Source organism: Citrobacter amalonaticus Y19 (assembly GCF_000981805.1).
GTDB lineage: Bacteria > Pseudomonadota > Gammaproteobacteria > Enterobacterales > Enterobacteriaceae > Citrobacter_A > Citrobacter_A amalonaticus_C.
The window spans coordinates 49,584-63,407 of sequence record NZ_CP011132.1 but is presented as its reverse complement, the minus strand read 5'-3'; the positions used below and the strand labels follow the sequence as shown (position 1 = coordinate 63,407).

Sequence of the window (13,824 nt, the reverse complement as noted above, 5' to 3'; positions counted from 1 at the left end):
GTGACTAACACCACAGACGCTATAGCGGCAGGATTAACACTAGCGCTACGAACATGAGTAAGTTAGGCTGTGGCGGTTTGTCACGCGCGACGCTACTGATGATGGAACAATAAAATACAACGTATGAAAAAACGTATTCCCACCCTCCTGGCCACCATGATTGCCACTGCCCTTTACAGTCAACAGGGTCTGGCAGCCAGTCTCGCCTCACAATGTATGTTAGGCGTGCCAAGCTATGACCGTCCTCTGGTGCAGGGCGAGACAAATGAACTCCCCGTCACAATTAATGCCGATCACGCGAAAGGGAATTATCCCGATGACGCGGTGTTTACCGGCAATGTGGACATCATGCAGGGCAACAGTCGTCTGCAGGCCGATGAGGTGCAACTTCATCAGAAAGAGGCTCAGGGTCAGCCTGAGCCCGTGCGTACCGTCGATGCGCTCGGCAACGTCCATTATGATGACAACCAGGTTATCCTGAAAGGACCGAAAGGCTGGGCGAACCTGAATACCAAAGACACCAACGTCTGGGAAGGTGACTACCAGATGGTGGGCCGTCAGGGCCGGGGTAAAGCCGACCTGATGAAACAGCGCGGCGAGAACCGCTATACCATTCTTGAGAACGGGAGCTTCACCTCCTGTCTGCCGGGTTCTGATACCTGGAGCGTCGTCGGTAGCGAAGTGATTCACGACCGCGAAGAACAGGTCGCGGAAATCTGGAACGCCCGCTTTAAGCTGGGTCCGGTTCCGATCTTTTACAGTCCGTATTTGCAGTTGCCGGTGGGGGATAAACGCCGCTCCGGTTTCCTGATCCCCAATGCCAAGTACACCACAAAGAACTATTTTGAGTTCTATCTGCCGTATTACTGGAACATCGCACCTAACATGGATGCGACCCTGACGCCACACTATATGCACCGCCGCGGCGGCGTGATGTGGGAGAACGAATTCCGGTACCTGAGCCGGGCAGGCGCTGGCATAATGGAATTCGACTATCTGAATTCCGACCGCGTCTATGACGATGAACATCCGAACGATAGCAATTCACGCCGCTGGTTATTCTTCTGGCAACACTCAGGGGTAATGGATCAGGTGTGGCGCTTCAACGTCAACTACACCAAGGTCAGTGACTCCAGTTACTTTAATGATTTCGATAACAAGTACGGTTCCAGTACCGACGGTTACGCCACGCAGAAATTCAGCGTTGGCTACGTGGTGCAGAACTTTGACGCCACGGTCTCAACCAAGCAGTTCCAGGTATTCAGCGATCAGAGCACCAGCAGCTACTCCGCTGAACCGCAGTTAGACGTCAACTTCTACCAGAACGATCTGGGGCCGTTTGATACCCGTATTTACGGTCAGGCCGTGCACTTTGTAAATACCAGAGACAACATGCCGGAAGCGACGCGTCTGCACCTGGAGCCGACCGTCAGTCTGCCGCTGTCGAACCAGTGGGGCAGCATCAACACCGAAGCGAAACTGCTGGCGACCCATTATCAGCAGACCAATCTGGACTGGTATAACAGCATTTACACAAACCAGTTGGATGATTCCGCCAACCGCGTGATGCCGCAGTTTAAAGTCGACGGTAAGATGGTGTTTGAACGTGATATGAATATGCTCGCGCCGGGTTATACCCAGACGCTGGAGCCGCGCGCGCAGTACCTGTACGTGCCATATCGCGACCAGAGCGGCATTTACAACTATGACTCTTCCCTGCTGCAATCTGACTATACCGGCCTGTTCCGCGATCGTACTTATGGCGGTCTGGACCGCATTGCTTCCGCCAACCAGGTCACGACCGGCGTCACATCTCGCGTTTATGATGACGCTGCGGTTGAACGTTTTAACGTTTCTGTTGGTCAAATCTACTATTTCACGGAGTCTCGCACTGGCGATGACAACATTAAATGGGAGAACGATGACCAAACCGGCTCGCTGGTGTGGGCTGGAGATACCTACTGGCGTATATCGGATCGATGGGGTCTGCGTGGCGGCATTCAGTACGACACCCGTCTGGATAGCGTCGCCACCAGCAGCTCCAGTCTTGAATACCGTCGCGATGAAGACCGTCTGGTTCAGTTGAACTACCGTTACGCCAGCCCGGAGTATATTCAGGCGACATTGCCAGCGAGATATTCTACGGCGGAACAGTACAAAAACGGGATCAGCCAGATAGGTACCGTCGCCAGTTGGCCAATTGCTGACCGCTGGTCCATTGTTGGCGCATATTATTTTGATACGAATGTGAATAAACCTGCCGACCAGATGTTGGGCGTGCAGTACAACTCCTGCTGTTATGCAATCCGCGTCGGGTACGAGCGTAAGCTGAACGGTTGGGATAGCGATAAAGAACACGCGATATATGACAACGTGATTGGCTTTAACATCGAACTTCGTGGTCTGAGCTCCAACTATGGTCTCGGCACGAGCGAGATGTTGCGTTCCAACATTTTGCCATATCAAAACTCTTTGTGATCTGATTGATTTACCACGTAATCCGCAGTGCGGTTAATTGAAATGGAAAAAGTATGAAGAACTGGAAAACGCTGCTTCTCGGTATCGCCATGATCGCGAATACCAGTTTCGCTGCCCCACAGGTAGTCGATAAAGTCGCAGCCGTCGTAAATAACGGTGTCGTACTGGAAAGCGACGTTGATGGCCTGATGCAGTCTGTCAAACTGAACGCCAACCAGGCAGGTCAACAACTTCCGGACGACGCGACGCTGCGTCATCAGATCCTGGAACGTCTGATCATGGATCAGATTGTCCTGCAAATGGGTCAGAAGATGGGCGTAAAAATCTCTGATGAACAGCTTGATCAGGCGATTGCCAATATCGCTAAACAGAATAACATGACGCTGGATCAGATGCGCAGCCGTCTGGCTTACGATGGTCTGAGCTACTCAACCTATCGTAATCAGATCCGTAAAGAGATGACTATCTCTGAAGTGCGTAACAACGAAGTGCGCCGCCGCGTGACGATCCTGCCGCAGGAAGTCGATGCGCTGGCGCAGCAGGTTGGCAATCAAAATGATGCCAGCACGGAGCTGAACCTGAGCCACATCCTGATCCCACTGCCGGAAAATCCAACGTCTGATCAGGTGAACGACGCAGAATCTCAGGCGCGTTCCATTGTGGATCAGGCCCGTAACGGCAGCGACTTTGGCAAACTGGCGATCACCTACTCGGCTGACCAACAGGCGCTGAAAGGCGGCCAGATGGGGTGGGGGCGTATTCAGGAACTGCCGGGCATTTTTGCCCAGGCGCTGAGCACCGCGAAGAAAGGCGACATTATTGGCCCGATTCGTTCCGGTGTCGGTTTCCATATCCTGAAAGTGAACGATTTGCGCGGCCAGAGCCAGAGCATCTCCGTGACCGAAGTGCATGCTCGTCATATTCTGCTGAAGCCGTCGCCGATCATGACCGATCAGCAGGCGCGTCTGAAGCTTGAGCAGATCGCGGCAGATATCAAGAGCGGTAAAACCACCTTTGCTGCCGCAGCGAAAGAGTTCTCTCAGGATCCGGGCTCTGCTAACCAGGGCGGCGATCTGGGCTGGGCGGCAGCGGATATTTTCGATCCGGCCTTCCGCGATGCGTTAACCCGCATGAACAAAGGCCAGATGAGCGCCCCCGTGCACTCCTCCTTCGGCTGGCACCTGATCGAACTGCTGGATACGCGTAACGTTGATAAAACCGACGCCGCGCAGAAAGACAGGGCTTACCGTATGCTGATGAACAGGAAGTTCTCGGAAGAAGCCGCAACCTGGATGCAGGAACAGCGCGCCAGCGCTTACGTTAAAATCCTGAGCAATTAATGGCCGTTACTCAACGTGTCGCGATCACTCCCGGCGAGCCCGCCGGGATTGGTCCGGATCTCGTCGTTCAACTTGCCCAGCGCGACTGGCCCGTTGAACTGGTGGTCTGTGCTGACGCCACGGTACTGGTCGACCGGGCGGCAATGCTCGGTCTCCCCCTCACGCTACTCCCCTACTCCCCACAAAACCCTGCCAAACCGCAGGCTGCCGGCACGCTCACGCTGTTACCGGTCGCGCTTCGTGCGCCTGTCTTTCCTGGACAGCTAGCCGTGGAGAATGGCGAGTATGTGGTGCAAACGCTGGCTCGCGCCTGTGACGGCTGTTTGCAGGGTGAATTTGCCGCGCTGATTACGGGTCCCGTGCATAAAGGCGTTATCAACGACGCGGGCGTGCCTTTCACTGGTCACACCGAGTTTTTTGAAGAACGCGCGCAGGCGAAAAAAGTGGTGATGATGCTGGCGACCGAGGAGTTACGCGTGGCGCTGGCGACCACCCATCTGCCGCTGCGCGACGTCGCTGACGCGATTACCCCCGCGCTGCTGCATGAAGTGATTGGCATTTTGCATCACGATCTGCGCACCAAATTTGGTGTGGACGATCCGCGCGTGTTGGTCTGTGGTCTGAACCCACATGCCGGTGAAGGGGGGCATATGGGCAGCGAGGAGAATGACACGATCATTCCGGTGCTCGACACGCTACGCGCGCAGGGGATGAAATTGGTGGGTCCGCTTCCGGCCGACACGCTGTTTCAGGCTAAATATCTGCAACATGCCGATGCGGTGTTGGCAATGTACCACGATCAGGGTCTCCCCGTGCTAAAATACCAGGGATTTGGTCGTGGCGTGAATATCACGCTGGGCCTGCCCTTTATTCGTACCTCGGTTGATCACGGCACCGCGCTTGAACTGGCGGGTCGGGGTGAAGCTGATGTCGGCAGTTTTATTACGGCGCTTAATCTCGCCATCAAAATGATTGTTAATACCCAATGAATAATCGAGTCCATCAGGGCCACTTAGCCCGTAAACGCTTCGGGCAAAACTTCCTCAACGATCAGTTTGTGATCGACAGTATTGTCTCCGCCATTAACCCGCAAAAGGGTCAGGCGATGGTCGAAATCGGCCCCGGTCTGGCTGCGCTGACGGAGCCGGTTGGCGAACGTCTGGATGCGTTGACGGTCATTGAACTTGACCGCGATCTGGCCGCGCGTCTGCAAACACATCCCTTCCTGGGCCCCAAGCTGACCATCTATCAGCAGGACGCCATGACCATGAATTTTGGCGAGTTGTCTGAAAAGATGGGACAACCGCTACGCGTGTTCGGCAACCTGCCCTATAACATCTCTACACCGCTGATGTTCCACCTGTTTAGCTATACTGATGCCATCGCCGATATGCACTTTATGTTGCAGAAAGAGGTGGTGAATCGTCTGGTTGCAGGACCAAACCGTAAGGCGTATGGTCGCTTAAGTGTGATGGCGCAATATTATTGCAACGTGATCCCGGTGCTTGAAGTGCCGCCATCCGCCTTTACACCGCCGCCAAAAGTGGATTCCGCCGTGGTGCGCCTGGTGCCGCACACCACGATGCCCTACCCGGTAAAAGATATTCGCCTGTTGAGCCGCATTACCACAGAAGCGTTCAACCAGCGTCGTAAAACGATTCGTAATAGCCTCGGCAATCTGTTCAGCGTCGAGGTCTTAACGGAACTGGGTATTGACCCGGCAATGCGAGCGGAAAATATCTCTGTCGCGCAGTACTGCCAGATGGCGAACTATCTGTCAGAAAATGCGCCATCGAAGGAGAGTTAAGCATGATCAATTCGCCCCGAGTGTGTATTCAGGTCCAGAGCGTCTATATTGAGGCGCAATCCTCACCTGATGATGAACGTTACGTTTTTGCCTACACCGTAACCATCCGCAATTTGGGGCGAGCGCCCGTGCAACTGCTGGGACGCTATTGGTTGATAACCAACGGTCATGGCCGAGAAACTGAAGTCCAGGGAGAAGGTGTGGTCGGCGTTCAGCCGCACATTGAACCTGGCGAAGAGTACCAGTACACCAGCGGCGCCGTTATCGAAACGCCGCTGGGCACCATGCAGGGTCATTACGAAATGATTGATGAGAACGGCGTCGCCTTTACCATCGATATTCCGGTTTTCCGACTCGCCGTTTCCACTCTCATTCACTAAAACAATAGCGATGGCAACATACCTTATTGGCGACGTTCACGGTTGCTACGATGAACTGATCGCCTTGCTGCAACAAGTTAATTTTACCCCTGAAAGCGATACCCTGTGGCTGACGGGCGACCTGGTCGCCCGTGGCCCCGGCTCACTGGACGTGCTGCGCTATGTGAAATCACTCGGCGACTGTGTGCGCCTGGTGCTGGGCAACCACGATCTGCATCTGCTGGCGGTTTTCGCCGGTATCAGTCGCAACAAACCGAAAGACCGTCTGAGCCTGCTGCTGGAAGCGTCGGATGCGGACGAACTGCTCAACTGGCTACGCCGTCAACCGCTGTTGCAGATAGACGAAGAGAAGAAGCTGGTGATGGCGCATGCGGGTATCACGCCGCAGTGGGATTTGCAGACCGCCAAAGAGTGCGCACGCGATGTTGAAGCGGTGCTGTCGAGCGACTCTTACCCTTTCTTCCTCGATGCCATGTATGGCGACATGCCGAATAACTGGACGCCGGAACTGACCGGGCTGGCGCGTCTGCGCTTTATCACCAATGCCTTTACCCGGATGCGTTACTGCTTCCCGAACGGACAGCTGGATATGTACAGCAAAGAGTCCCCGGAGGATGTCCCGGCGCCATTGAAACCGTGGTTTGCCATTCCCGGGCCGGTCAGCGAGGCCTACAGCATCGCGTTTGGTCACTGGGCTTCTCTGGAAGGAAAAGGGACGCCGGACGGGATCTATGCGCTGGATACCGGCTGCTGCTGGGGAGGGAATTTAACCTGCCTGCGCTGGGAAGATAAGCAGTACTTTGTTCAGCCGTCAAACCGACAGATGGATCTGGATGACGGTGAGGCGGTTAGCGCCTGAGGGTATTAATGCCTGATGACGCTGCGCTTATCAGGCCTACGGGTTGGCTTTGTAGGCCGGATAAGACATTCACGCCGCCATCCGGCTGGATGCTTGCCTGATGGCGCTACGCTTATCAGGCCTACGGGCTGGTTTTGCAGGTCGGATAAGGCGTCACGCCGCCATCCGGCCCTCATCGCTTAGCGACGTTCCAGAATTTCGAAGCAATAGCTGTGCGAGTTCTGTCCGTCAGCATCGTGAAACTCACTGAACACCGATTCCCAGTCGTCCGGCTCGTAGTCAGGGAAATGCGTATCCCCTTCCACTTCCGCGTCGATGTGCGTCAGATACAGTTTCTGCGCTTTTGGCAGGAACTGCTCGTACACACGTCCTCCGCCAATCACCATAATTTCTGGCGCATCACCACAGGCCGCAATCGCTTCATCAACCGATTTCACCCACTGCACGCGATCGTCAGTACCCGGCTGGCTGCTGATGACGATGTTCTTACGTCCCGGCAACGGTCGGCCGATGGATTCCCAGGTATGGCGTCCCATAACGACAGGTTTATTTAACGTATTACGTTTAAACCAGGCGAGATCAGCAGGTAGATTCCACGGCATGGCGTTTTCCATGCCAATAACGCGATCTACCGCTAACGCAGCAATCAGACTGATCATTGAATATTTCCCGGAAGCAAAAAAAATTGTCGCCACTATACGGAAAGAGCAATCTTTCGTCGACTAACGAACAGAAGAAGAGCACGAAAATTTTCCGATCTGCTGGCGAGTCCACGACTTCGCAGTGGACTCCCGGCATTACAGTAGCGCAAAAACAATCGGTTAACAGTAAAGTTTGCAGTACATCACATTTTTGACTCAGGTTGACGGTTTAACTTCCGGCTCATCGGCAACGTCTCCCGTGTGCTTGCCTTCGTCGGTTCCCTGCCAGCCATGACGCTGAATTAACGACAGATGTTCGCGATCCTCGGTGATGATTTCGCTCAGCATCGCGCTGGTACGTTTATAGACCGCCGCCCGGGAGGTCGCGTCGTCCTCACCCTTCGCCATCTCTTCCACCATTTGCGTATTAAAACGGCGGAACAGGTCAGCGCGTTCACGCGCTTCATAACGGCCAAGCCCGAGGCTTTCCAGCGCCAGACGCCCGGTTTTGAGTGCGCCTTCAAACGTTTCACGCTCCGGTTGATCCACACCCGCCTGGCGCAGACGAATGTAATGATCGACATCGCGCGCTCGCGCAATAATTTGCAGGTTCGGGAAATGGTCTTTTACCATCTCCGTCAACTCCAGGCTGGTTTGTGGATCGTCAATGGCGTTGATCAGCACTTCCGCTTTCGCCGCCCCGGCGGACTCCAGCAGATCCATTCGGGTTGCGTCACCGTAGAACACCTTCATGCCGAATTTACGCAGCGTCTCGATGTGGTCTGGATCATGATCGAGAACGACCATCTTCACCCCGCTGGAGAGCAGCAAACGGCCGGTGATCTGTCCGAAGCGCCCAAATCCGGCAATAATCACCCGCGGCTGCTCTTCATCAATTTCATCGGCTTCCCGTTCCTCACCCGCGGCTGATTTCTCCATTCGCGTGAGGATGACTAAGAAAATCGGCGTCGCCGCCATCGACAGCGCGACCGCCAGCGTCAGCGCCTTCGCCCATTGCGGATCGAGCACATTCGCCATCTGCGCCGCGCCAAAGACCACAAACGCGAACTCACTGCCCTGTCCGAGCAGTACCGCAAACCAGCGCCGCTGTTTATTCGGCACCTGTAAAGGACGGGCAATCAGCCACAGCATTCCGGTTTTAATCACCAGGAAGCCGACCAGCAGAATAATGATACGTAGCGGATTATCGATAAGCGTCCCAAAATCGATAGACATGCCGACGCCGATGAAAAACAGCCCCAGCAGCAACCCTTTGAACGGTTCGATATCGCTTTCCAGCGCGTGGCGATACTCGGAGCTTGCCAGCAATACGCCAGCCAGGAATGCCCCCATCGCCATCGACAGCCCCACTTCTTCAAGCAACAGCCCGAAGCCAAAAACCAGAAACAGCGCGACGGCGCTGAACACTTCGCGCAGGCCAGAACGCGCAACAAAACGCAGCGCCGGACGGGTCACATAGCGCCCCAGCAGCACCACCAGCACCAGCGCGCCAGCGACCTTCAGTGCCGACAGCGCGAACGCTCCGAGCGTGGTTGACGCCCCGCTGGTCGCCAGTAGCGGGATCATCGCCACCAGTGGAATCGCCGCGATATCCTGGAACAGCAGCACGGCAAAGGCGCTACGCCCCATCTGCGAAACGGTCAGGTTGCGCTCATTCATCGCCTGCATGGCTATCGCCGTGGAGGAGAGCGCCAGCGTCATACCAATCAGTTCCGCCACCTGCCAGCGCAGGCCGAGGAACATACAGAACAGACCAATCAGGCCACCGCAGACCACCATCTGTAGCGCGCCGCCGCCAAACACTGAGGCGCGCAGTTTCCATAACCGCTGAGGATCGAGTTCCAGGCCAATGACGAACAGCATCAGCACCACGCCGATTTCGGCAAAGTGCAGAATAGACTCGGCATCCGTTACCAGACGCAACCCCCAGGGGCCGATGATGCAGCCCGCAATGAGATAACCCAGCACCGAGCCTAAGCCCAGCCGGACGGCAATCGGCACGATCAGCGCCGCTGACCCAAGATAAATCAGCGCCTGTATGAGCGTATGGCTATCCATTGTGCGCCTCCTGCCATTCCATCAGTCGTTGCTTGTAATGACGTGCCTGCGCCTGCAGCGTTTCGTCATCGCAGATAAACGTACAGTGCATCGCAAACGGTGGAAGCCAGTTGAGTCCGCAGTAAATCGCCGTCGCCTGGAGCGGTTGTGAGAGCACGTCAAAGCCTGGGTGCGAACCGATATCGAAGTGATTATCGCCGCCGCCGGTGGTCACCGCCCACATCACGGGTTTACCGCGCAGCGCTGTCCCGCCGTGGCCATAGGCCCAGCCGTGGGAAAGCACTTTATCCATCCACAGTTTAAGTAAGGGGGGAACGCTGTACCACTGCATGGGATGCTGCCAGACGATCAGGTCAGCGCGAGAAAGCGCCTCTTGTTCCGCAGCGATATCGATATTGAAGTCAGGATAGAGTTGATAGAGCGAACGAACCTCGACGCCTTCCAGCGTCCTTGCCTGCTCAAGCATCCGTTTATTCGCATGCGAATGCTGCGGATAGGGATGCGCATAAATGATGAGAATCATGATAAGCCTGTTATTTTACCACTCTGTTTTATAAGAGAGTGTAGTCAGTAATCCAACAGGCTAATAGTGAATATTATTGAGCAGACAAATGGAGAAAACTGAACTAGTTATCCAGCTCGCTCATATTTTTCACCTGATCGCGGTTAATTTGCTCCGTCTGGCCGGTTTCCGCGTTTTTATAGGAGACCAGACCCGTGTCATCGTCCACCTGCGGTTTACCGTCGGTGACAATGGTTCGACCATCGGTCGTACGCACAGCCTGGTTCGACGAGCAGCCGGCGACGGTGAAGACGGTTGCTGCGGCAAAAATGGAAGCGATCAACAGTTTCTTTTGCATGGTGTTCTCCCTGCTTTTCAGTCATTTTCAGTGATATACCCATTAACTGTAGACGCACTGACTGAGGCTGAGGGCAAATACAGAACACTCTGAAGGTTCACCTTAAGACAACGGTTTCCTGCGAATCGTCATCGTACTGGTCTGAGCAAGCGTCAGGCCGCGCGTTTCTGGCGCAAAGGCAATGGAGACCAGCAGCCCGACCAACGAAATCCCCGCCCCCATCAGCATCACCTGGCTGATACCGTATTTAGTAATGAAGATAGGCAACGCCCAGGTGGAGAGAATGGTGCCAATGCGGCTCAACGACATGATCACCCCCACGGCGGAGGCGCGAATATCGGTCGGGAACAGTTCATTGGGATAGAGCCACTGTAGATTACCCGGACCGCCGGAGAAAAAGGCGTATACCGCGAATGCCGTTACCACCAGCCAGATGCCCATTTCCGGGATCAATCCCAGCACCGCCAGCGCCAGCGTCATCATCACGAAACTGCCAATCAGTAGCGGTCGCCGCCCCGCGCTGTTCAGCCAGAACATCGGCGGAATACAGCCCAGCATAAAGAACAGGCTGATCACCACATTTCCCAGCGCTGCGCTTTTCCCGGCACCCAGTCCCAACAGACCGACAATCTGCGGGCCAAAGGTATAAATGGCAAACATGGGGATCACCTGACAGGTCCAGATCGCCGCGACAAACAGCACGAACGGAAAGTGGCGACGATTAAACAGTTGCAAAAAACGCGTCTCCTGCGACGTGTCCTCATCGAATGCCACCGGCTCGCCAAACAGCTTGATCATCATCGCTTCGCACTCTTTAACCCGCCCTTTGCGCAACAGCCAGCGCGGGGACTCGGGCAGATCGAAACGACCGATCAGAATCAGAATACAGGGGATCGCCGCGCTTCCGAGCATCCAGCGCCAGCCGCCTTCGACATCATACAGCCAGTACCCCACCAGATCGGCGCAGGTCGCGCCGACATACCACATCGCCGCAATAAAACTGATCGAGAAGGCGCGTTGGCGCGTACTGGAAAACTCGGTGATCATTGAGGTGGCAATGGGATAATCCGCGCCAATCACGACCCCAATCAGCACCCGCATCACCAGCAGCTCAACCGGCGACGAGACAAACATGGTCGCCACCGATATCACCCCAATGGCGATGATATCGATGAGAAACATTTTGCGCCGCCCCACTTTATCCGAGATATAACCAAACAAAGAAGTACCGACAAACAGCCCGGCCAGCGTTCCCGCGCCCAGCAAACCAATCCAGTCGGCATCCAGCTTCAGCGCTGGCGTGAGCTGTTCCAGCGCAACGCCAATCATCACCAGCACATAACCGTCCAGAAACGGGCCACCGCTTCCCCACAGCATGATCCTGCGGTGAATAGAGGAGAACTGAATATCATCAAAGTTCCTGGGCTGTTGCATGGCGATGTCCTGTTTGCCGACATTCGGCTATTAGTGCTTAACTGCCTGATGGCGCTACGCTTATCAGGCCTACATAATCCCCCGTAGGTCGGATAAGGCCTTGTGCCGTCATCCGGCAAACTGCCTGATGACACTGCGCTTATCCGGCCTACATAATTCCCCGTAGGCCGGGTAAGGCCTTGTGCCGTCATCCGGCAAACTGCCTGATGACGCTGCACTTATCAGGCCTACATAATCCCCCGTAGGCCGGATAAGGCCTTGTGCCGCCATCCGGCAAACTGCCTGATGACGCTGCACTTATCAGGCCTACATAATCCCCTGTAGGCCGGATAAGGCGAAGCCGCCATCCGGCACCGGGTTTAACCGAAACGGAACTCCACGCCGAAGGTACCGCGCGGGTACTCCCACTTCTCCAGCGCCGTATCAAGTCCCAGGATCCGACAAGTGCCGCACTCCAGACATCCGGCGTAGTCAAAGCGCACGCTGCCATCATCCTGCTTTTTGTATAACCCGGCCGGACACGCCTTGATCAGCACCTCCAGCACCTGTTTGTCCGGTGCCACCTTCATGATGATGTGCGGATGCTCTTCATCGACATTGAATTTGTTGACGCCAAGCTTAACGTCCACGTTGACGGGAGAAGTCATAATACGGTCACTCCTTTAATGCCATCCTTCATCAGGTTGATGAAGCCCACCTTCTTCGCATGACGCAGGATCTTCTTACGCATCGGCACCGGCGCACTGCCATCGACGGTAAAGAGCTCGCGTGCGATACCGACGACCATTTCCGGATAACGGGTAAACATGCGCGGGTTATCGAGGAACGCGGGCAGCCGCTGGTACATGCGCATATCACGCATCGGACCGTTGTCGAGATGCTGGCGATACTCCGCCAGCCCCTGACGGCTAAAGTCGTTGCTTTGCATAGCGGAGAGCACCGTTTTCGCCGCCGCTTCGCCCGCCGCCACCGCGAGATCCATCCCGCGAATCGTGAAGCCGAGGTTCATACACATGCCCGCCGCGTCGCCGGCAATCAGCACGCCGTCGCCCACCAGTTCAGGCTGCATGTTCATCCCCGCTTCCGGCACCACGTGCGCGGCGTACTCCACCAGCTTGCCACCGGCGATCAGCGGCGCAACGGCCGGATGCTGTTTGAAATCTTCCAGCATTTGCGGGACGGATTTTTTCGCCTCTTTCAGGTGATGAAGACCGCACACCAGCCCCAGTGACAGGCTGTTTTCGTTGGTATAGAGAAAACCACCGCCCATCAGACCATCCGTGGACGATCCGGCGAACAGACAGGCCGCCCCTTCGTTACCCTGCAACTGGAAACGATCGTCAATTACCGACTTCGGCAGTTCGATCAGCTCTTTCACGCCGACCGCCACATGTGCGGCCTCAACGCGTTTCGCCATCCCCAGTTTTTCCGCCAGCAGGGAGTTGACGCCATCGGCGAGGATGACCACTCTGGATTCAATGATGTCGCCGTCCGCCTCCACGCCAACGACTTTGCCATCGCGCTGAACGACGTTATCGACGCGGATCCCGGTGATCAACTGCGCGCCCGCCTCTTCCGCCTGCTCCATCAGCCAGGCGTCAAATTTACTGCGCAACACCGAATAAGAGACCTGCGACGGGCCTGCCTTTTCGCCGTTGAGATAGTCCACGCTCATCGCCCCGGTATCAGTCATAAAGGCAAGCTTTTCGTGGGTAATGACCCGCTCAACAGGGGCCTGCTCAGCAAAGCCCGGAATAATGCGCTCCAGACTGTGGGCGTAAATGCGCCCACCGGTGACATTCTTCGCGCCAGCGGAATTTCCGCGCTCGATAACCAACACCTGGGCCCCTTCACGGGCGAGCACCAGGGCCGCGACGGAACCGGCGAGCCCTGCGCCCACGATAATGGCATCAAAGATATCTTCGGACATACGTACTCCCTGCCTG

At 55.7% G+C, this 13,824-nt stretch carries 13 protein-coding genes; 6 read left to right on the top strand and 7 right to left on the bottom strand.

Annotation, left to right across the window (positions count from 1 at the left end):
• Positions 1-123: 123 nt before the first annotated feature.
• The 6 genes from lptD to apaH are packed head-to-tail and all read left to right on the top strand — an operon-like array spanning position 124 to position 6,864.
• Positions 124-2,478 (top strand): LPS assembly protein LptD, encoded by a 2,355-nt coding sequence (gene lptD / locus F384_RS00290; RefSeq protein ID WP_046475380.1) that lies wholly within the window; start codon positions 124-126, stop codon positions 2,476-2,478.
• A gap of 53 nt (positions 2,479-2,531) precedes the next feature.
• Entirely contained in the window at positions 2,532-3,818 is a 1,287-nt protein-coding gene (gene surA, locus F384_RS00285) for a peptidylprolyl isomerase SurA (protein WP_046475377.1), read from the top strand.
• Positions 3,818-4,807, top strand: coding sequence for a 4-hydroxythreonine-4-phosphate dehydrogenase PdxA (gene pdxA / locus F384_RS00280; RefSeq protein ID WP_046475375.1), 990 nt, complete (start codon positions 3,818-3,820; stop codon positions 4,805-4,807). Before surA ends, pdxA begins: the two co-directional genes overlap by 1 nt.
• A complete protein-coding gene (gene rsmA, locus F384_RS00275) occupies positions 4,804-5,625 on the top strand; it encodes a 16S rRNA (adenine(1518)-N(6)/adenine(1519)-N(6))-dimethyltransferase RsmA (RefSeq protein ID WP_046475372.1) in 822 nt (273 codons plus the stop codon). Before pdxA ends, rsmA begins: the two co-directional genes overlap by 4 nt.
• Before the next feature lie 2 nt (positions 5,626-5,627).
• The gene (apaG, locus tag F384_RS00270; protein ID WP_046475370.1) at positions 5,628-6,005 is read left to right on the top strand and encodes a Co2+/Mg2+ efflux protein ApaG; all 378 of its coding nucleotides are present in this window, start codon (positions 5,628-5,630) and stop codon (positions 6,003-6,005) included.
• A gap of 10 nt (positions 6,006-6,015) precedes the next feature.
• On the top strand, positions 6,016-6,864 hold the full coding sequence (gene apaH, locus F384_RS00265) for a bis(5'-nucleosyl)-tetraphosphatase (symmetrical) ApaH (RefSeq protein ID WP_046475367.1): 849 nt from the start codon (positions 6,016-6,018) through the stop codon (positions 6,862-6,864).
• 179 nt (positions 6,865-7,043) lie between these two features.
• On the opposite strand, the gene folA is transcribed toward apaH, so the two are convergent.
• From folA to F384_RS00230, 7 genes are all read right to left on the bottom strand, one after another.
• Positions 7,044-7,523, bottom strand: a complete 480-nt coding sequence (gene folA, locus F384_RS00260; protein ID WP_042323929.1) for a type 3 dihydrofolate reductase — start codon at positions 7,521-7,523, stop codon at positions 7,044-7,046.
• Between the two features lie 198 nt (positions 7,524-7,721).
• Positions 7,722-9,584, bottom strand: a complete 1,863-nt coding sequence (gene kefC / locus F384_RS00255; RefSeq protein ID WP_046475364.1) for a glutathione-regulated potassium-efflux system protein KefC — start codon at positions 9,582-9,584, stop codon at positions 7,722-7,724.
• Positions 9,577-10,107 carry a glutathione-regulated potassium-efflux system oxidoreductase KefF gene (kefF, locus tag F384_RS00250; RefSeq protein ID WP_046475363.1) on the bottom strand — a complete coding sequence of 177 codons (531 nt, stop codon included), beginning with the start codon at positions 10,105-10,107 and terminating at the stop codon, positions 9,577-9,579. Before kefF ends, kefC begins: the two co-directional genes overlap by 8 nt.
• A gap of 103 nt (positions 10,108-10,210) precedes the next feature.
• Positions 10,211-10,444 carry a YgdI/YgdR family lipoprotein gene (locus tag F384_RS00245; protein ID WP_042323934.1) on the bottom strand — a complete coding sequence of 78 codons (234 nt, stop codon included), beginning with the start codon at positions 10,442-10,444 and terminating at the stop codon, positions 10,211-10,213.
• Positions 10,445-10,546: 102 nt separating this feature from the next.
• Positions 10,547-11,878 (bottom strand): MFS transporter, encoded by a 1,332-nt coding sequence (locus F384_RS00240; RefSeq protein ID WP_046475360.1) that lies wholly within the window; start codon positions 11,876-11,878, stop codon positions 10,547-10,549.
• Positions 11,879-12,237: 359 nt separating this feature from the next.
• A complete protein-coding gene (gene fixX / locus F384_RS00235) occupies positions 12,238-12,525 on the bottom strand; it encodes a ferredoxin-like protein FixX (protein WP_046475357.1) in 288 nt (95 codons plus the stop codon).
• Positions 12,522-13,808: an FAD-dependent oxidoreductase gene (locus tag F384_RS00230; RefSeq protein WP_046475353.1), complete on the bottom strand. Its 1,287-nt coding sequence runs from the start codon at positions 13,806-13,808 to the stop codon at positions 12,522-12,524. Before F384_RS00230 ends, fixX begins: the two co-directional genes overlap by 4 nt.
• Between the last annotated feature and the right edge of the window lie 16 nt (positions 13,809-13,824).